Raw genomic sequence first — 19,130 nt, forward strand, 5'->3', positions numbered from 1 at the left:
CCGCGGGGCGCTCGCGCCGCGGCGATTGGTTGACATCAGATCACATGCGGGATGCAGGATTGTCAATCAAAAACGATCAAAAACAGTCATATTGCGCCGCACAATGAAAAAATATGATCGATACTGATTGACAATGTTTGGGCTTGATGGAAGCATGCGGCATCGGAGGAGCGCATGCACGAGAAAGAAAGACACAGGATCATCCTGTCGGCGGTGCAGGAAAAGCCGGTCGTGACCGTGCCGGAACTGGTCGAACTCACCGGCAGCTCGGAGGCGACGATCCGCCGTGATATTGCAGCGCTCCACGTGCAGAAGCGGCTCCGGCGGGTGCGTGGCGGCGCCGAGGCAATCAATCCGCCGCAATTCGTCGGCCTGGCCGGCCGGCCCTTCCGCGTCAATGAAGGCCTGCACGCGCGGGAGAAGCAGGCGATTGCCCGCGAGGCGGTGGCGCTCTGCCAGGACGGCGAGCCGATCATCATCAATGGCGGCACGACGACATTTCAGATGGTGCACTTTCTGGCGAACCGCCGGATGCAGGTCTTCACCAATTCCTTTCCGATCGCCGAGCATCTGCTCAAGCACTCGAAAAACACGGTCATGCTGTCCGGCGGTACGATCTATCGCGAGCAGAACATCATCCTGAGCCCGTTCGAAAACGACGTGACACGCAACTTCTATGCACGTCGCATGTTCATGGGTGCACAGGGGCTCGGGCCGCTCGGCCTGATGGAGGCTGATCCGCTTCTGATCCAGGCGGAGCAGAAGCTGATCGACCAGGCCGACGAGTTGGTCGTGCTCGCGGATGCTTCTAAGTTTCACAAGCGCTCGAGCCTCATTCTTTGCGGCCTCAAGCGCATCACCACTGTGATCACCGATTCGGGCATCGAGGACAGGCATGCCGCGATGCTCGAAAGTGCCGGCGTCAATCTCGTCATTGCCGACACGAAGGCGGCGAGCGACCCGGAGATCGCTTCGACATCCGCCTGAGGGCGGATCGGAGGGGGATGGAAGGCGATTCTGGCGAAGCCGGAACAGGATCGTAGGGGACTGGTTTTTGGGCCTGTGAATGTAGCCGCTGCGGCTGCACGGGCCCCAGGGAGGAGAAACTGATGAAAATCCTGAAATCATTGATGGTAACGGTGGCCGTCGCGGTTGCGCTCATGGCCAATGCGGCCCATGCGGAGAACAAGAAGATCGCGCTCGTGGTCAAAGCGCTCGGCATCGGCTTCTTCGAGGCCGCCAACAAGGGTGCCCAGGAGGCGGCCAAGGAACTCGGCGACGTCGAAGTCATCTATACCGGCCCGACCTCGACGACCGCGGAAGGGCAGATCGAGGTGATCAACTCGCTAATCGCCCAGAGGGTGGACGCCATCGCCGTTTCGGCCAATGACACCGATGCGCTCGTGCCGGCGCTGAAGAAGGCGATGGATCGCGGCATCAAGGTCATCTCGTGGGATTCGGGAGTCGCCAAGGAAGGCCGGATGATGCATCTCAATCCGTCCTCGAACGCCTTGATCGGCAACATGATCATCAAGCTTGCCGCCGATCATCTGCCCGAAGGTGGCGATGTCGCCGTGCTTTCCGCATCGGCAACGGCCACGAACCAGAACACCTGGATCGCGGAGATGAAGAAGGTTGAGGACAACTACAAGGGCATCAATGTCGTCGCAACGGTCTATGGAGATGACCTTGCCGACAAGTCCTATCGCGAGACGCAGGGCCTCATTCAGTCCCATCCGAACCTGAAAGCAATCATCGCGCCGACCTCGGTCGGCATCGTTGCCGCCGCGCAAGCCGTGACCGACGCCGGCAAGATCGGTGAGATCAACGTGACGGGCCTTGGCCTGCCGTCCGAAATGGCCGGTCACGTCAAGTCCGGAGCGTCGAAGTCCTTCGCGATCTGGAACCCGATCGATCTCGGCTACTCGGCTACGATGATTGCTTACGACCTCATCAATGGCGCCGAAGCCAAGCCCGGCGCGGAGCTGAAGATGGGCCGCATGGGAACCGTGAAGCTCGACGAGAACAATGAAGGCGCCATGGCCGATCCCTTCGTCTATGATGCCTCCAACGTCGAAGAATTCGCGAAGATCTTCTGATCGGGGGAGGGCAAATTTGCCCCTCATCCGGCCTTCCGGCCACCTTCTCCCCCCTCGCGGGGAGAAGGGAACAAGCGGCGCCGCCCTTATAACATCGGCGCGAGCGGCGGTCCGCGAAGGGGTACCCTCTCCCCGCGTGCGGGGAGAGGGCTAGTCCTCGGGTAACACCCGAGGAGAGGGGCGACCCCGTCCCCAACAGGCTCGACGGTCTCTTTATCTCGAAGAGAGTGAGTGCCTTGCCCAAGACGGCTGAAGCCGAAACGGCAGCCTATTTTAAACGACTGGATTGGTGGACTCTCACTTGTTGCAGGATACGACCACACCGCGGATGAAGCCGGCTATCGCGCTCGAGGGCATATCGAAATCCTTCCCCGGTGTGCGCGCGCTCTCGGACGTCTCCCTCGCGCTTTACCCCGGTTCGGTGACCGCGCTGATCGGCGAGAACGGTGCCGGCAAGTCGACGCTCGTCAAAATCCTGACGGGCATATACCAGCCCGATTCCGGCGTGATCCGGGTCGCGGACGGGAAGACGACCTTCCCGACCGCTCTCGCAGCCGCCCGCGCGGGCGTGACTGCGATCCACCAGGAGACGGTCCTCTTCGATGAGCTCTCGGTGGCCGAGAACATCTTCCTCGGGCATGCCCCGCGCAACCGCTTCGGCCTCATCGACTGGAAGAAACTCAACGCCGATGCTGCCGCGCTGCTTCAGCGGGCAGGCGCGAATTTAGACTCGACGATCCGCCTGCGTGATCTCGGCATCGCCAGGAAGCATCTGGTGGCGATCGCCCGCGCGCTCTCCGTCGATGCGCGTGTCGTCATCATGGACGAGCCCACCGCGGCGCTGTCGCACAAGGAAATTCATGAACTCTACGCGCTGATCGAGCGGCTGAAGGCCGACGGCAAGGCGATCCTTTTCATCAGCCACAAGTTCGACGAAATTTTCCGGATCGCCGATCGCTACACAGTCTTCCGTGATGGCACCATGGTCGGCGAGGGACTGATCGCCGATGTCGCCCAGGACGATCTCGTCCGCATGATGGTCGGTCGCGCCGTCGGCGCCGTCTATCCGAAGAAGCAGGTCGAGATCGGCGAACCGGTGCTGACCGTTTCCGGCTATCGCCACCCGACCGAATTCGAGGACATCAATTTTGAGCTCAGGCGCGGCGAAATCCTCGGCTTCTACGGCCTCGTCGGCGCCGGGCGTTCGGAATTCATGCAGTCGTTGATCGGCATCACCCGGCCGTCCGCCGGTGCGGTCAAGCTCGATGGCAAGGTACTGGTCATCCGCAATCCGGCCGAGGCGATCCGCGCCGGCATCGTCTATGTACCGGAAGAGCGCGGCCGGCAGGGTGCGATCATCGGCATGCCGATCTTCCAGAACGTCACCCTGCCATCGCTTTCCCACACGTCGCAATCCGGCTTCCTGAGGCTCGCCAACGAGTTCGCGTTGGCGCGCGAATACACGTCCAGGCTCGATCTCCGCGCCGCTTCCCTCGACCAGGATGTCGGCACGCTTTCAGGCGGCAACCAGCAGAAGGTGGTGATCGCCAAATGGCTGGCGACGAAGCCGAAAGTCATCATACTCGACGAGCCGACCAAGGGCATCGACATTGGCTCCAAGGCTGCCGTCCATGCCTTCATGAGCGAACTCGCGGCGCAAGGCTTGAGCGTTATCATGGTGTCGTCGGAAATCCCTGAGATCATCGGCATGTCCGACCAGGTCATCGTCATGCGCGAGGGGCGGATCGCCGCCCGGTTCGAGCGCTCCGAACTGACGGCGGAAAAGCTGGTGCGCGCGGCGGCCGGCATCGAGGCGCAGCCTGAGGGGTGGGCCGCATGATGGCGAAGCTGCTCAAGCACCGCGAAGCTCTCCTGGTCATGGCGATCGCCGTCCTACTCGCCCTGATCGCCCTGCGCTTTCCGGCCTTCGTCGCACCGGCAAATCTGGCGCGCGTCTTTAATGACACCTCGATCCTGATCATCCTCGCCCTCGGGCAGATGGCGGTGATCCTCACCCGCTGCATCGATCTGTCGATGGCGGCGAACCTCGCGCTTTGCGGCATGGTAGCGGCCATGCTCAACACAGCCTTTCCCGGATTGCCGATCCCGCTCGTCATCGTCACCGCGATGGCGCTCGGCGCATTGCTCGGCATGATCAATGGCACGCTGGTCTGGAAACTCGCCATTCCGCCGATCGTCGTCACCCTCGGAACGCTGACGATCTATCGCGGCCTCATTTTCCTTCTGACGAACGGCAAGTGGATCAACGCGCACGAGATGAGCGTTGCCTTCAAGGCTCTTCCCCGCCTGGATATCGCCGGCGTGCCCATGCTCTCCTGGCTGTCGATCGCAATGATCGCGCTGATGTTCGTGGTCATGAGCCGCACGTCGCTTGGCCGCGCCTTCTACGCGGTCGGCGGCAATCCGCACGCCGCTATCTATACGGGTATCGATGTCGGCCGCACGCGTTTCTTCGCCTATTCTCTGTCGGGTGCGCTGGCGGGACTTTCCGGCTATCTCTGGGTATCCCGCTACGCGGTTGCCTATGTCGATATCGCCGCCGGATTCGAGCTCGACATCATCGCCGCCTGCGTCATCGGCGGCATTTCGATCGCCGGCGGCATCGGTTCCGTTGCCGGGGCCGTACTCGGAGCTCTCTTTCTCGGCGTGATCAAGAACGCGCTGCCCGTCATCAACATCTCGCCTTTCGCGCAGATGGCGATCTCCGGAACGGTCATCATCATTGCCGTCGCCGTCAACGCCCGCGCCGAGCGTCGCAAGGGCAGGGTCATTCTCAGAAAAGCGGAGGCGGTCTGATGGCTGACGCTCAACTCTCTCCCCGCTACATCCCCGATCGCCTGCAGGGGCGGGGCGCACGTCTTCTGAAGAGCTGGGAGGCTTTGCTCGTCATCGTGGCAATGGTGATCTTCCTCGGCAATTCGCTGGTCTCGCCCTACTTCCTCGACCCGTGGAATCTCTCGGATGCCACCTTCAACTTCACCGAAAAGGCGATGATTGCCTTCGCCATGGCGCTGGTCATCATTTGCGGCGAAATCGATCTTTCGGTCGCCTCGATCATCGCGCTCGCCTCGACCGCGATGGGCTATGCCGTGCAGCTCGGCTTCGATACGCCGGCGCTTGTCGCGGTCGGCCTTGGGGTCAGTCTTCTGTGCGGCGCGATCAACGGACTCCTGATCACCGGCCTGCGCCTTCCTTCCATCGTGGTGACGATCGGTACGATGAGCCTGTTCCGCGGGCTGGCCTTCATCGTGCTTGGAGATCAGGCCTTCACCGGCTACCCATCGAGCTTCTCCTGGTTCGGTCAGGGCTACGTCTGGTGGGTCTTCTCGTTCGAATTCACGCTTTTCCTGCTATTGGCCTTGATCTACGGCGTGCTGCTGCACAGGACGAATTTCGGCCGCACCGTCTATGCCATCGGCAACAACCAGACCGCCGCCCTCTTTTCGGGCGTGCGGGTCGGCCGAGTGAAATTCATCCTCTTCCTGATGACCGGGCTGATGGCGGGACTCGCCTCCGTCTGCCTCACCTCCCGGCTCGGGTCGACGCGTCCCTCGATCGCGCTCGGCTGGGAGCTCGAAGTCGTTACCATGGTCGTGCTCGGCGGCGTCAGCATTCTCGGAGGTTCCGGCACCATACCCGGCGTCGTTCTGGCGGCGCTTATCATGGGCATGGTCACCTTCGGCTTTGGCCTCCTGAACGTTCCCGGGATCGTCATGTCCATCTTCATAGGGCTGCTGCTGATTTCGGTCATCGCCCTGCCCATCCTGTGGCAACGCGCCCGCCGTCATTTCGCGCATTGAGGTAGCCATGGAAAAATACGCCTTCCGTATGCGGCTCAATCCGGGAATGGCCGAGGAATACAAGGCCCGTCACGATGCAATCTGGCCCGAATTGTCCGCGCTCCTGAAGGATGCCGGGATCTCGGATTATTCGATCCACCTGGACGAGGAGGCCAACCTTCTCTTCGGGGTGCTCTGGCGAAGCGAAGACCACAGAATGGCTGACCTGCCCTCTCACCCGGTCATGCGGAAATGGTGGGCCTACATGGCCGACCTCATGGAAACCCGCGCGGACAACGAGCCGGTCGCCGTGCCGCTCAAGACCGTCTTCCATCTGCCATGAAGACCGTTGCCGTCATCGATATCGGCAAGACGAACGCCAAGGTCGCGCTCGTCGACCTTGAGCGTTTCGAAGAGATCGCCGTGCGAAAGACGCCCAATCTCGTGCTCGCGGACGGGCCTTACCCGCATTTCGACATCGAGCGGCTCTGGCGATTCATTCTCGCGAGCCTCGCCGCACTCCATCGTGAGCACCCGGTGGAGGGGATCACCGTTACCACGCATGGTGCGACCGCGGTTCTGCTCGACGAGGAAGGCCGCCTCGCTCTGCCGGTCCTGGACTACGAGTATACCGGGCCGGATACGCTCGCCGAGGAATATGACGAGGCGCGCCCGCCCTTCCTGGAGACCGGCTCGCCCCGTCTGCCGATGGGTCTCAATATCGGCGCTCAGCTGTTCTGGCAGCAGTGCACGTTTCCTGAACACTTCGCCAATGTCGTGTCCATCCTCACCTATGCGCAATATTGGTCCTACCGTCTCACCGGCATCAAAACCACCGAACTGACCTCGCTTGGTTGCCACACCGATCTCTGGAACCCCAGGGCGGGCACCTTTTCCACATTGGTCGACAAGCAGGGGTGGCGCGGGCTCTTCGCGCCGGTACACAAGGCGGGCGAAGTCATCGGCGGCCTGCTACAGCCGCTTGCCGAAGAAGCGGGCTTGCCGCCGGGCCTGCCCGTCTATTGCGGCATTCACGACTCCAACGCCTCCTTGCTGCCTCATCTGCTGACGCGCGGCGCCCCGTTCTCCGTCGTCTCGACCGGAACCTGGGTGATCACGCTGGCCGTCGGCGGCGCGGCAGCCGAACTCGACGAGACGCGCGACACGCTGATCAATGTCAATGCGCTCGGCGACCCGGTACCCTCCGCCCGCTTCATGGGTGGCCGCGCCTTCTCGATGATTGTCGGCGAGGACCCGCCGGCGGCGTCGCCCGACGCCGAGGCGCGCGTGCTGGCGGCCGGTCACATGCTGTTGCCCTCCGTGCCGGGTGGTTCCGGGCCATTTCCTTCGGCAAGTCCCCGCTGGACGGCAGAGGAGAAGTCGCGCGACCCTTCGGAACGACTGGCCATCGTCTCCTTTCACCTGGCCCTGATGACGGCGACCTGCCTCGACCTTATCGGGGCAAAGGGAGAGATCGTTGTAGAGGGCCCCTTTGCGGCCAATGCCGCCTATCTGCGCATGCTTGCGGCCGCAACCGGACGCCCCGTGCTGGCAAACCGGCTGAGCACCACGGGAACCAGCCTTGGGGCAGCCTGTCTCGCGGCGCGCGCGCGTGTCAGGACCGGCGCGGAAGCTTTCAAGGACGAAATTCCGCCAGCCTACGGAGACTATGCGGTTGCGTGGAAGAGGGCGACCGCGCAGCATGTGAAAGCCACCGCAGGCTTGAAGCCAATTGGCGGTTGAGCGGTGAAGTGAACCGCATGGGTTTTCTTGAAGACAGAGGGCGTGGGGTCAGAAGATATTTCTGCTTGCCGCCCGATCATGCTCGATGATGACGACGATCGATATCGCGGTCATTGCCAGGATTGCGGTGATGGCGGCGCTGATTCCAAGAACAATCATTGTTCATTTCCCGAGAGCGCATCCTCATGATGTCGCTTGTGCCCGGATGGGGCAGCATGCGCAGTGGCGCCCATTCGGCTCGAATGGATACCGGACGGAAAGCAGGACCGCAATGCCAAACTCTTGTGATTGAAAAGCTGGCGGTTTGCCGCCGGAGCGAATTTAAAAGGCTGGCAGCAAAGACGCTATTGCGGTTCCGCTCCACTGAATTTTAGCGAGTCCGATAACAAGCCGGCGCTGTTAACCTTCAAGCAAGGAATTAACCATAAACATGGTCCAACACGTCGGATTGGGACAGTTTCGGCTTCCCCTCAAGGCATGACGCCGTACCGCCGTACCGGTTCCGGTCCGGTATGCAATCTTCACCAGTTTTCTTGCGGGACGGACGATCGCACACGCCTTGGGCGCGCAGATCTCATCGATTGGGCGTGACCGGCTACGGCCCCTGGCGGGCCACATCTTCCTTCCGGCAAGTTTTCGAATACGCATCGGCCGGGGTTCAGTGTGAAGCAGGAAGCGTCAGAACAGGCAAGGAAGGGCCAGGCGGGCAGTCTGTTCGACCGACTGCGCTTCGCCGGCCTTGACGAGGACGCCTGCACGCTTCTGCGCGATCATCGACAAGCGCTGTCGCCGCGTATCGAGCTTGCGTTGCGTGATCTTTTCCAACGTCTGCAGTCCTATCCCGACGCCGCCCGCCACTTCGACAGCGATCGCCAGTTCGACCGTCTGCACGACTTGCAATCCTCGCATTGGAACGTTTTGACCGACGCCCGTTTCGACGGTCTCTATGCAGAGCGGGTGAAGGTCCTGGCCGATACCGAAAATCGTATGGGGCTCGATCCGCGCTGGCAAATTGCGAGTCACGCGGTGGTATTGGAACATCTGATTGTCGGTGCGATCGAGAGTGCTTGGCCCAGATACCTGCTTCCCCTCGGCAAGAGCCGCAGGAAGGAGCTTTGCGAACTGGTCGCCGCCCTTGTCCGCGCCACATTCGTCGACACCGAAATCGCGGTTTCCCTGCGCTTCAATGCCCTGCGTCAGCGACACCAGCAGCAGCTGTCGGAGCAGCGCAAGAGCGACGAGACCGAAGTAGCCGGTCTTTTCCAGGATTTCCTTGGCGCTCTTGCCGACGGCAACCTTGCGGCCCGTCTCCCGGAAAACGCGCCGGATGCCTATCGCCCGATCGGAGCGGGCCTCAATGCGGCGTTGGACCGGATCCAGGAGTCGCTGGCGGCGGCCGACCAGCGTGCCGCGGCGGCCGAGTCGCTCGCCCGGAGCCTGCGCGACCGCGCTGCCGAGTTCTCCGGCAAGGCCGGCGGCGAGGCTGAGGCGCTGTCCGGCCATGTAGCGCTGCTCGATAGCGTGACCGAGCGCATGCGCTCGGGGTCGATCCGTATCGGCGAGACCGAGACTGCGGCGAGCGGGACCCGGGTGGCGGCCGAGCGCAGCGGCGAGATCGCAGGTCAGGCGATATCGGCCATGGCGGATATCGAGGCCTCGGCGGAAAAGATCGGACAGATCATCGGCGCAATCGATGAGATCGCCTTCCAGACCAATCTATTGGCCCTGAACGCAGGCATCGAGGCCGCACGTGCCGGCGACAGCGGCCGGGGCTTCGCGGTGGTGGCACAGGAGGTCCGCGCTCTCGCGCAGCGCTCGGGGGAAGCAGCGCGTGAAATCAAGCATCTCGTCAGCGGCACGAAAGCGCAGGTCGAAGTCGGCGTCGAGATCGTCGGCCGCACACAGGACGCGATCAGCAGCATCGTCGAACAGGTAACTACCATCAATGCCGCGGTCTCCGGCATCGCTCGGGACGCGGAGAGCCAGGTAAAGGATCTCGCTGCCACGACTTCCAGAATCGGCGGCATGTCGCAGGCGATGGGCCAGAGCGCCGCACTCGCAGGCGAGACACTGGCGTCGTCGGACGATCTCCATAGCGTGATCCTGGAACTGGGCCAGACGGTCCGCCGCTTCCGTTTCGAGCGCCAGGCGGGACCGGCGGTAAGTGCCTTCTCCCATGCGCCCGCACTGTCGCCGCAGGTCCATGAAGACGAACCGGCGACGCTGTTCAGCGATGACGCCATATCGGAGCGGCGGGTCGCCGGCTGGCGGGACTAGCTTCAGGGGCAAATTGGATTTCAGTCGAGGACGAAATGGCCAGGAAAAACACCGCAAAAAAAACGCTCAAGCTCGCTCCCGTGCTGGATCTGAACGAGGCGACCGCGCTGCACGAGAAGCTCTTGGCATTGAAGGGCAGCTCGGTCGAGATCGATGCTTCCGCCGTCGAGCGGATCGGAGCGCTTTGCGCGCAAGTGCTGATGGCGGGCGCAAGAAGCTGGAAAGAGGACCAGTCGTCCTTCACCTTTTCCCAGGTGTCGGATGCTTTCATTAAAACGACACAGCTCGTCGGCGTGGACATTGCGCCCCTGATGGCAAAGGAGATTTGAGAAAATGAAGAAGAGAGTTCTGACTGTCGATGACTCCCGGACAATCCGGAACATGCTTCTTGTCACCCTCAACAATGCCGGGTTCGAAACGATCCAGGCGGAGGATGGCGTCGAGGGCCTCGAAGTGCTCGAAAGCGCCAACCCGGATGTCATCGTCACCGACATCAACATGCCGCGCCTTGACGGATTCGGCTTCATCGAGGGCGTTCGCAAGAACGACCGCTATCGCGCCGTGCCAATCCTGGTGCTGACGACGGAGAGCGACGCCGAGAAGAAGAACCGCGCGCGGCAGGCAGGCGCCACCGGCTGGATCGTCAAGCCGTTCGACCCCACCAAGCTGATCGATGCGATCGAACGTGTAACGGCCTGAAGTCCGAGGGTAGCCTCCAATGGATATGAACGAAATCAAAGAGATCTTCTTTCAGGAATGCGAGGAGCAGCTCGCAGAACTGGAATCCGGTCTCCTGAAGCTCAACGACGGTGATCGCGATCCCGAAACGGTCAATGCCGTCTTTCGCGCAGTTCACTCCATCAAGGGGGGCGCGGGTGCGTTCGGGCTGGACGACCTCGTCTCGTTTGCGCACGTATTCGAGACGACGCTCGATTGCGTTCGATCCAACAGGCTTGAACCCACACAGGACGTGCTGAAAGTCATGCTCCGCTCGGCGGACGTGCTTGCCGATCTGACGAACGCCGCACGCGACGGCGGCAGCGTCGACGGCGCCCGCAGTCGGCAACTGATAGCCGAGCTCGAGGCGCTGGCGAATGGTGAGCTGCCACAGCCCGCAGTCGAAGCCGTCAAGGCGGCGCCAGTAGCGGAGGCGCCTCGGCCCACCGTGAACGAGGAAGGCTTCCAGCCGGTTGCATTCTCCTTCGATGAATTCGATTCGAGCGAGCCGCCGACGATCGAGCCATCCACCTTCGAGATCGTCTTCAAGCCGAAATCGGAGCTCTACTCGAACGGTAATGACGCGACGCTGCTTCTTCGCGATCTCTCGCGCCTTGGCGAGATGAGCATCCTTTGCGACATGGACGAGCTGCCGGCGCTCGATCGCATGAACCCTGAAGCGGCCTATTTCAGCTGGAAGATTTCGCTGAAGACGGACAAGGGCGAAGACGCGATCCGCGCCGTGTTCGAATTCGCCGAGTGGGACTGCGAGCTCGAGGTGGTGCTCGCGGGAGACGCGCACGCCGGGGCGGGCGAGGAGCTGCCGATGCAGCCGGTTCCTTTCGATCTGTCGCTGCTCGACGACGAGGCGCCGGCGGCCGTGGCCGAAGACGAAGATCAGAGCGCGGATCAGCCGCGCGAACTGCACGACGCGACTGTTTCAGCTGCCGCGACCGCAAGCAACATCCTGCATATGGCGCAGACCGCCGCGCGTGCAACCGCCGAAACAGCGAAGACTGCGGCCCCCGCGCCCGTTGCTGCGGCCCAAGCGGCGGGCCAGCCGGGAGCCTCCGCCGCCACGCCGACGATCCGCGTGGATCTCGACCGCGTCGATCGCCTGATCAACCTTGTTGGCGAACTCGTGATCAACCAGGCGATGTTGTCGCAAAGCGTCATCGAGAACGACACCAATGGGACGTCGTCGATCAATATGGGCCTCGAGGAGCTGCAACAGCTCACCCGTGAGATCCAGGACAGCGTCATGGCGATCCGTGCTCAGCCCGTGAAGCCGGTCTTCCAGCGCATGTCCCGCATCGTCCGCGAAATCGCCGATATGACCGGCAAGTCCGTGCGTCTCGTCACCGAGGGCGAGAACACGGAAGTGGACAAGACGGTCATCGACAAACTGGCTGAACCGCTGACGCATATGATTCGCAACGCTGTCGACCACGGCCTTGAAACGCCCGAGAAGCGTGTTGCCGCCGGCAAGAACCCGGAAGGCACGGTGCGGCTGACGGCGAAGCATCGCTCCGGCCGTATCGTCATCGAGCTTGCCGACGATGGTGCGGGCATCAATCGCGAGAAAGTGCGTCAGAAAGCGATCGACAATGACCTCATCGCCGCCGATGCCAATCTCTCGGACGAGGAAACCGACAACCTGATTTTCCATGCGGGCTTCTCGACCGCCGACAAGATCTCCGACATCTCCGGTCGCGGTGTCGGCATGGATGTCGTCAAGCGGTCGATCCAGGCGCTCGGCGGCCGCATCAACATCTCCTCGAAGCCGGGGCAGGGTTCGATCTTTACGATGAGCTTGCCCCTGACGCTCGCGGTTCTGGACGGCATGGTGGTCACGGTCGCCAACCAGACTCTGGTGGTGCCGCTGACCGCGATCGTCGAAACACTCCAACCGGAAGCCTCCGCCATCCACAGCTTCGGTGCCAGCCAGCGGCTGATCTCGATACGCAACTCTTTCTGCCCGCTGGTGGATGTCGGCAGGATCCTGAATTTCCGCGCGACGCAGGCCAATCCGGTCGAAGGCGTGGCCTTGCTGGTCGAGTCCGAAGGCGGCGGGCAGCGCGCCCTCATGGTGGATGCCATCCAGGGGCAGCGTCAGGTCGTCATCAAGAGCCTCGAAGCGAACTACACGCATGTTCCGGGCATCGCGGCGGCGACCATACTCGGCGACGGGCGCGTGGCGCTCATCCTCGACGTCGACGCCATCGTTGCCGCATCGCGCGGACAGTCCCTCAAGCCTGAAATGACCCTAGCTGCAGCCGGATAACATCATGACCTATGCCGCAAAAAATCTGACCACTGGCGGACGGGAGCTGATCGCTTTCCGCGTCGGCGACCAGGAATTCTGCGTCAACATCATGTCGGTCCGCGAAATACGCGGCTGGACGCCCGCGACGCCGATGCCGCATGCGCCGCCCTATGTTCTGGGCGTCATCAATCTGCGCGGGGCGGTGCTGCCGATCATCGATTTCTCGGCCCGTCTCGGTATGAAGCCGGCCGAGCCGACGGTGAGGCATGTGATCATCGTAGCCCAAGTAAACACCAGGGTCGTGGGACTGCTGGTCGACGCCGTCTCCGATATCCTGACGGTCGCCGATTCCGATATCCAGCCCACGCCGGAGATCGCTTCCGATTCCGAGCGAAGCTTCGCCCGCGGGGTGCTGGCGATCCAGGGACGCATGATCTGCCTTGTCGAACTCGATTCGGTCTTCCCGAATGAGGAAAGGGAAGCGGCATGAATTTTCAGGTGACCACCGAGCCGAAGCTCTCGCCGGACGAATGTCTCGCAAGCGGCGAATATCCGCTGACCCGTCGCGACCTTAACGAGATCGCGGCGATGATCTATGCGGACGCCGGCATCTATCTCAACGAAACCAAAGCGTCGCTCGTCTATTCAAGGCTGTCGAAGCATATCCGTAGCCTTGCCCTCGGGGGCTTTCGCGATTATTGCCAGCTCGTCGCCTCGCCCGCGGGCGCGGCGGCGCGCCGCGACATGCTCTCGCACCTGACGACCAACTTTACCCGTTTCTTCCGCGAGAACCATCACTTCGAACATCTGAAGTCGGAGGTCTTGCCGAATCTGATCTTGCGCGCAAAGCAGGGTGGTCGCGTGCGAATCTGGTCGGCGGCCTGTTCGGACGGGCAGGAGCCCTACTCGATTGCGCTCACGGTGCTGTCGCTCCTGCCGAATGTGTCGGACTACGACTTCCGCATCCTGGCAACCGACATAGATCCGAAGATCCTCGCTCTCGCCCGGGCCGGGTGCTACGACGCGACGGCGCTGGAGACGGTTGATCCCGCCATGCGCAAGCAATGGTTCAAGGAGGTCGAAGTCGCCGGCCGGTCCAAGTGGCAGATCGACGACCGCGTCAAGCGCCTGATCACCTTCAACGAGCTCAATCTAATGGCGCAATGGCCGGTCAAGGGGCCCTTTGACGCGATCTTCTGCCGCAACGTTGTGATCTATTTCGACGAGCCGACGCAGATGAAGATCTGGTCGCGCTTTGCCAGCCTGCTCGATAGCGGTGGACATCTCTACATCGGCCATTCGGAGCGGGTGTCCGGAGATGCCAAGGCGCTCTTCGACAACATCGGCGTCACCACCTATCAACATATCGGAAAGTTCCAGGGAGGTCGGGCATGAGCACTCCCGCCCGCGTTCTCGTCGTCGACGACTCGCCTACGATGCGTGGCCTGATCTCCGCCGTGCTCAATGCCGATCCGGAAGTGAGAGTCGTCGGCCAGGCCGCGGATGCGTTCGAGGCGCGCCAGGCCATCAAGCAACTCGATCCCGATGTGGTCACTCTCGACATCGAGATGCCGAATATGAACGGCCTTGAATTCCTCGAAAAAATCATGCGGCTCAGGCCGATGCCGGTCATCATGGTCTCGACGCTGACGCACAAGGGCGCGGAGGCGACGATCGCCGCCCTCGAGATCGGCGCTTTCGATTGTGTCGGAAAACCGCATGCCGGCGATCCGAACCCGTTCGACGGGCTGGTCGACAAGGTTAAGGCGGCGGCGCGTTCGCAGCGAAAGGCGATGATCACCACGAACAGCACGGCGGCGCCGGCCGTCGGCGCCGCAGCCGAATACCGTGCTAGCCGCAAGATCATCGCCATCGGCGCCTCGACGGGGGGCGTCGAGGCATTGATCGCGGTACTGCAGAAGTTTCCGCCCAGATGCCCGCCGACCGTCATTACACAGCACATGCCGCACACCTTCACCAAGAGCTTCGCCGAACGGCTGAACAGGCTCTGTGCTCCGGCCGTCGCGGAGGCGACCGACGGCGCTCGGCTGGAAATCGGCAAGATCTACCTGGCCCCCGGCGGCGAGAAGCATCTGCAGGTCGCCAACGCGGTCGCGCCTTGCTGCAGGCTCGTCGACCGTGAGCCCGTCAACGGCCATCGCCCGTCTGTCGACTTGCTGTTCGATTCGGTTGCCGAGTTGGCGGGGCGCAATGCAATCGGGGTTATCCTGACCGGAATGGGTCGCGACGGCGCGGCTGGTCTCCTGAAAATGCGGCATGCCGGAGCACGCACATTCGGACAGAACGAAAAGACCTGTGTCGTCTACGGCATGCCGAGAGTTGCCTATGAATTGGGCGCTGTTGAAACGCAACTCCCCCTCGGATCGATCGGGGACGAGGTTCTCAAAGCGGCAGCAGCCCGGAAGGAAGGAATTGAATAAATGTCCATCGCCGAAAAAATAAAGGTTCTGATCGTCGATGATCAGGTGACGAGCCGGCTGCTGCTCGGGGATGCCTTGCAGCAGCTGGGCTTCAAGCAGATCACGGCCGCCGGTGACGGGGAGCAGGGCATGAAGATCATGGCCCAGAATCCGCACCATCTGGTCATCTCGGACTTCAATATGCCGAAGATGGACGGCCTGGGGCTGCTGCAGGCGGTGCGCTCGAACCCCACCACCAAGAAGGCCGCCTTCATCATCCTGACGGCCCAGGGTGATCGGGCATTGGTGCAGAAGGCGGCGGCGCTCGGCGCCAATAACGTTCTGGCGAAGCCCTTCACGATCGAAAAGATGAAGGCGGCGATCGAAGCCGTGTTCGGGGCGCTGAAATGATGACAGAGGCTGCCGGCAGGCGCGTGCACGTCATCCAGGGCGAGTTCAAGGTCGTCGACGATCCCGATATCGTTCTCTCGACGATTCTCGGCTCCTGCGTGGCGGCTTGCATGCGCGACCCGGTCGCCGGAGTCGGCGGCATGAATCACTTCCTCCTGCCGGGATCCGCGGGTTCGGCAGCATCGGGCGGCGATGCCACACGCTACGGCGTGCATCTGATGGAGCTCCTCATCAATGGACTGTTGAAGCAGGGCGCTCGTCGCGATCGCCTCGAGGCAAAGATTTTCGGCGGGGCGAGGACGATTGCGCGCTTCTCCAATGTCGGCGAGCAGAACGCGGCTTTCGCACGCCAGTTCCTGATGGACGAAGGCATTCGCATCGTCGGTGAAAGCACGGGCGGCGAACATGGGCGCAAGCTCGAATATTGGCCGGTGAACGGCCGCGCCCGCCAATATGCCTTGACCGGCGTGGAAGCCCAGCGGGCGATCCAGCTCGACCAGAAGCCCGCGCCCGTGCCGAAGCCGGCGGAGAGCTCGATCGAGTTCTTCTAGAGGGTGGCCAAGCTCCAGATTTCGACAACCACGTGAGATATGACATGCAGACCTATTGCCAAAGCAACACACCTCACGCGGAAGAAGCGCTGCCGGAAGTGCTGATGCGAATCGTCACGGAGCTCCACGACGTCGCCTATCTCATCGAGCGCATCGAACCCCAGCTTCTGGACAGCAGGGATGGCGGCGCGGATGTCGACAGGATGATGGTATTCCAGGGCATCGACCTGGCGGTCCAGAAGACGCGCGGGCTGGCTGAATTCATCGACACGATCACCGCGTCCATTCCCGACAGCTGGCTGGTGGACGTCAGCACGGCTGTCAATCTCGTCAAGCTGGCGGACATGAAGAAAGCCCTCGGCAACGGCGTTCTTCGCCATGGACACTCGCAGCCGCTGACGAAAGCCTCGGGTGATTTCGAGGCATTCTGACCGGCTGACCGGCTGCGGAATCTTCTCATTCATACCGCCGCACGCGTCGTGAGTGCTCGGGCGATCGTCGCCTGCATTCTGCATTCGTCTTCCGACGAATCGCCCACTTTCCAAATCCCCGTCAAGTTCGCGCAAGTTTCGCTGCCTAGCTTCGCTTCCGGGGCTGGTAGATTCGCGTGTATCGAATGTCGGCGATCGAGCCGATACCCAGCAACCCGAATGTTGGATCTGCGCATGGCGACGTCGATCATGGGCGAGGCTGTCATGCGGTACTGGGTGCGGAAACAGAATGAATCTGTTCGATCAATTTTCGACGTTTACGAAGAATCTGAGTAGTCTCGGGCAGGGCAAGCTGATCGCGCTTGCCGTCGCCGGCGTCGTTGCAATCGGTGTCGTCCTTGCCGCAGCCATCTACGTCAACAAGCCGTCTTATGAAACGCTCTATGTCGGTCTCGAGCGCAGCGATGTGACCCAGATCAGCCTTGCGCTCGCAGAGGCGAACATCGATTTCGAAGTCGGTTCCGATGGCGCCAGCATCCAGGTTCCCGTCGGCATGAACGGCAAGGCGAGATTGCTGCTTGCCGAGCGCGGGTTGCCGAATAGCGCCAATGCCGGATACGAACTCTTCGACAATGTCGGCTCCATCGGCCTCACCTCCTTCATGCAGGAAGTGACGCGCGTTCGCGCGCTCGAGGGCGAGATCGCCCGAACGATCCAGCAGATCTCCGGCGTTGCCGCCGCGCGCGTCCACATCGTGATGCCGGAGCGGGGCAGTTTCCGCAAGACCGAGCAGACGCCGACGGCCTCGGTGATGATTCGAGCGAGTGCCACGGTCGGTCGCAATGCCGCCGCCTCCATCCGCCATCTGGTCGCATCGTCGGTGCCGGGTCTCGACATCGACGATGTCACCATCCTCGATTCGACCGGCCAGCTTCTCGCCTCCGGCGACGACCCTGCCAACAGCGCCCTCAACCAGTCGCTCGGCGTCGTCCAGAACGTTCAGACCGATCTCGAAAAGAAGATCGACAATGCGCTCGCCCCCTTCCTCGGCATGGATAATTTCCGCACCAGCGTAACCGCCGAACTCAACACCGATGCGCAGCAGATCCAGGAGACCGTTTTCGATCCCGAATCGCGGGTCGAGCGTTCCACGCGCGTCATCAAGGAAGAACAGAAATCCAGCCAGCAGCAGCCGGATAATGCCGCAACCGTACAACAGAACGTGCCGCAGGCGGAGCCTCGTGGCGGTGCCGGGCAGCAATCGAGCGACGAGGCGGCCAAGAAGGAAGAACAGACGAATTACGAGATCAACAGCAAGACGATCGCGACCGTCAAGAACAGCTACTCGATCGAGCGCCTCTCGATTGCGGTTGTCGTCAATCGCGGCCGTCTGGCGGCCATGGTCGGCGAGCCGGCCGACCAGGCGAAGATCGATGCCTATCTCCAGGAAATGCAGAACATCGTTTCATCGGCTGCAGGCTTCGATGCCAAGCGCGGCGACGTCGTCACGCTGAAGGCGATGGACTTCGTCGAAACGCAATTGCTCGACCAGGCCGTCGCCGGCCCGGGCATCATGGAAATGCTGACGCGCAATCTCGGCGGCATCATCAACTCGCTCGCCTTCGTCGCGGTCGCCTTCGTGGTCGTCTGGATGGGCATGCGGCCGCTGGTACGCCAGATGGGCTTCGGCGGCCAGGCGGGTCAGCTCGAAGGCGAGGCGGCCGGTCTCGAACTGCCGGACTTTTCGCCGGCCGGCGCCGGCGCCGGGGGCGCCCTCATGGAAGGCTTCGGTTCCGACTTCGGCTTCGACAGCACCGACGACCTGCTCGACATGGGCGACGAGGCCGGCTTCAACCGCCGCGTCAAGGAAGGCCCGGAGCGCAGACTAGCTCGCATGGTCGAGATCAGCGAGGAGCGGGCTGCGAAAATCCTGCGCAAGTGGTCCCTCGACCAAGCCGCCTGATCGAGCAGACATACGGAACGAAAATCCCGCCTCCGCGCGGGACTTTCGTTCTCGTTTGGCGAGCCACGGGATCGCCTCCACCCGCCTGAGTGTTCCGGCAGCGGTAACAGTCGATCGAAATATTGTCCGAGACCGACGTTTCCCGACGATCGGGGCGGCGAGTCGGTGACTAGATTCCGTCGTTGCGTTGGAGGCTTGCCCTGGGGATTGGTTGCCGTAATTAAGGAGATCTTAACTTTTATTTATTCCGGGGTGGCCGGCGTCAGCCATTTGCCACTTTCCCGCGTGCCCGGTTCTTTTCCGCGGAATCTAAATTGGGCGAAATATAACTTTGCGAATCGAAATAGAATTTCGTTGCTCCCTCCTTGTTCTTCGGAGTTATTCTACCGTCCTTTCGATCTGCATTTGGTGCATTTTGGCAACAGCCAGATACATTAAAAAAACCCTCCCGG

At 62.0% G+C, this 19,130-nt stretch carries 18 protein-coding genes; all 18 read left to right on the forward strand.

Annotation, left to right across the window (positions count from 1 at the left end; translation table 11 throughout):
- Positions 1–174: 174 nt before the first annotated feature.
- The 18 genes from EKH55_RS01050 (at position 175) to fliF (ending at position 18,678) form a co-directional block, all read left to right on the forward strand.
- The gene (locus EKH55_RS01050) at positions 175–987 is read left to right on the forward strand and encodes a DeoR/GlpR family DNA-binding transcription regulator (RefSeq protein WP_069459521.1); all 813 of its coding nucleotides are present in this window, start codon (positions 175–177) and stop codon (positions 985–987) included.
- 122 nt (positions 988–1,109) lie between these two features.
- The gene (gene rhaS / locus EKH55_RS01055; protein WP_151610809.1) at positions 1,110–2,099 is read left to right on the forward strand and encodes a rhamnose ABC transporter substrate-binding protein; all 990 of its coding nucleotides are present in this window, start codon (positions 1,110–1,112) and stop codon (positions 2,097–2,099) included.
- A gap of 328 nt (positions 2,100–2,427) precedes the next feature.
- Positions 2,428–3,939, forward strand: coding sequence for a sugar ABC transporter ATP-binding protein (locus EKH55_RS01060; RefSeq protein ID WP_151610810.1), 1,512 nt, complete (start codon positions 2,428–2,430; stop codon positions 3,937–3,939).
- Positions 3,936–4,916: an ABC transporter permease gene (locus tag EKH55_RS01065; protein WP_069459990.1), complete on the forward strand. Its 981-nt coding sequence runs from the start codon at positions 3,936–3,938 to the stop codon at positions 4,914–4,916. Before EKH55_RS01060 ends, EKH55_RS01065 begins: the two co-directional genes overlap by 4 nt.
- Positions 4,916–5,920 (forward strand): ABC transporter permease, encoded by a 1,005-nt coding sequence (locus tag EKH55_RS01070; RefSeq protein WP_151610811.1) that lies wholly within the window; start codon positions 4,916–4,918, stop codon positions 5,918–5,920. The genes EKH55_RS01065 and EKH55_RS01070 overlap by 1 nt, the downstream gene beginning before the upstream one ends.
- Positions 5,921–5,927: 7 nt before the next feature.
- A complete protein-coding gene (gene rhaM / locus EKH55_RS01075; protein WP_069459517.1) occupies positions 5,928–6,242 on the forward strand; it encodes an L-rhamnose mutarotase in 315 nt (104 codons plus the stop codon).
- The gene (locus tag EKH55_RS01080; protein WP_151610812.1) at positions 6,239–7,642 is read left to right on the forward strand and encodes an FGGY-family carbohydrate kinase; all 1,404 of its coding nucleotides are present in this window, start codon (positions 6,239–6,241) and stop codon (positions 7,640–7,642) included. The genes rhaM and EKH55_RS01080 overlap by 4 nt, the downstream gene beginning before the upstream one ends.
- 663 nt (positions 7,643–8,305) lie before the next feature.
- Positions 8,306–9,919, forward strand: a complete 1,614-nt coding sequence (locus tag EKH55_RS01085; protein ID WP_151610813.1) for a globin-coupled sensor protein — start codon at positions 8,306–8,308, stop codon at positions 9,917–9,919.
- Between the two features lie 35 nt (positions 9,920–9,954).
- On the forward strand, positions 9,955–10,248 hold the full coding sequence (locus EKH55_RS01090; RefSeq protein WP_069459514.1) for an STAS domain-containing protein: 294 nt from the start codon (positions 9,955–9,957) through the stop codon (positions 10,246–10,248).
- 4 nt (positions 10,249–10,252) lie between these two features.
- Positions 10,253–10,618, forward strand: a complete 366-nt coding sequence (locus EKH55_RS01095) for a response regulator (protein WP_034851747.1) — start codon at positions 10,253–10,255, stop codon at positions 10,616–10,618.
- A 19-nt stretch (positions 10,619–10,637) separates the two neighbouring features.
- Positions 10,638–12,920: a chemotaxis protein CheA gene (locus EKH55_RS01100; protein WP_151610814.1), complete on the forward strand. Its 2,283-nt coding sequence runs from the start codon at positions 10,638–10,640 to the stop codon at positions 12,918–12,920.
- A 4-nt stretch (positions 12,921–12,924) separates the two neighbouring features.
- Complete coding sequence (locus EKH55_RS01105; RefSeq protein ID WP_069459512.1) at positions 12,925–13,392, forward strand: chemotaxis protein CheW; 468 nt, start codon at positions 12,925–12,927, stop codon at positions 13,390–13,392.
- The gene (locus EKH55_RS01110; protein ID WP_151610815.1) at positions 13,389–14,297 is read left to right on the forward strand and encodes a protein-glutamate O-methyltransferase; all 909 of its coding nucleotides are present in this window, start codon (positions 13,389–13,391) and stop codon (positions 14,295–14,297) included. The genes EKH55_RS01105 and EKH55_RS01110 overlap by 4 nt, the downstream gene beginning before the upstream one ends.
- A complete protein-coding gene (cheB, locus tag EKH55_RS01115; RefSeq protein WP_151610816.1) occupies positions 14,294–15,343 on the forward strand; it encodes a protein-glutamate O-methylesterase CheB in 1,050 nt (349 codons plus the stop codon). Before EKH55_RS01110 ends, cheB begins: the two co-directional genes overlap by 4 nt.
- Positions 15,344–15,733 carry a response regulator gene (locus tag EKH55_RS01120; protein ID WP_034851752.1) on the forward strand — a complete coding sequence of 130 codons (390 nt, stop codon included), beginning with the start codon at positions 15,344–15,346 and terminating at the stop codon, positions 15,731–15,733. It begins immediately after the preceding gene.
- Entirely contained in the window at positions 15,730–16,284 is a 555-nt protein-coding gene (gene cheD, locus EKH55_RS01125; RefSeq protein WP_069459509.1) for a chemoreceptor glutamine deamidase CheD, read from the forward strand. The genes EKH55_RS01120 and cheD overlap by 4 nt, the downstream gene beginning before the upstream one ends.
- 44 nt (positions 16,285–16,328) lie before the next feature.
- Positions 16,329–16,715 carry a chemotaxis protein CheT gene (gene cheT / locus EKH55_RS01130; RefSeq protein ID WP_069459508.1) on the forward strand — a complete coding sequence of 129 codons (387 nt, stop codon included), beginning with the start codon at positions 16,329–16,331 and terminating at the stop codon, positions 16,713–16,715.
- 289 nt (positions 16,716–17,004) lie between these two features.
- Positions 17,005–18,678 (forward strand): flagellar basal-body MS-ring/collar protein FliF, encoded by a 1,674-nt coding sequence (gene fliF, locus EKH55_RS01135; RefSeq protein WP_151610817.1) that lies wholly within the window; start codon positions 17,005–17,007, stop codon positions 18,676–18,678.
- Positions 18,679–19,130: the final 452 nt, after the last annotated feature.

This window comes from Sinorhizobium alkalisoli (genome assembly GCF_008932245.1).
In the GTDB taxonomy this organism is placed as follows: domain Bacteria; phylum Pseudomonadota; class Alphaproteobacteria; order Rhizobiales; family Rhizobiaceae; genus Sinorhizobium; species Sinorhizobium alkalisoli.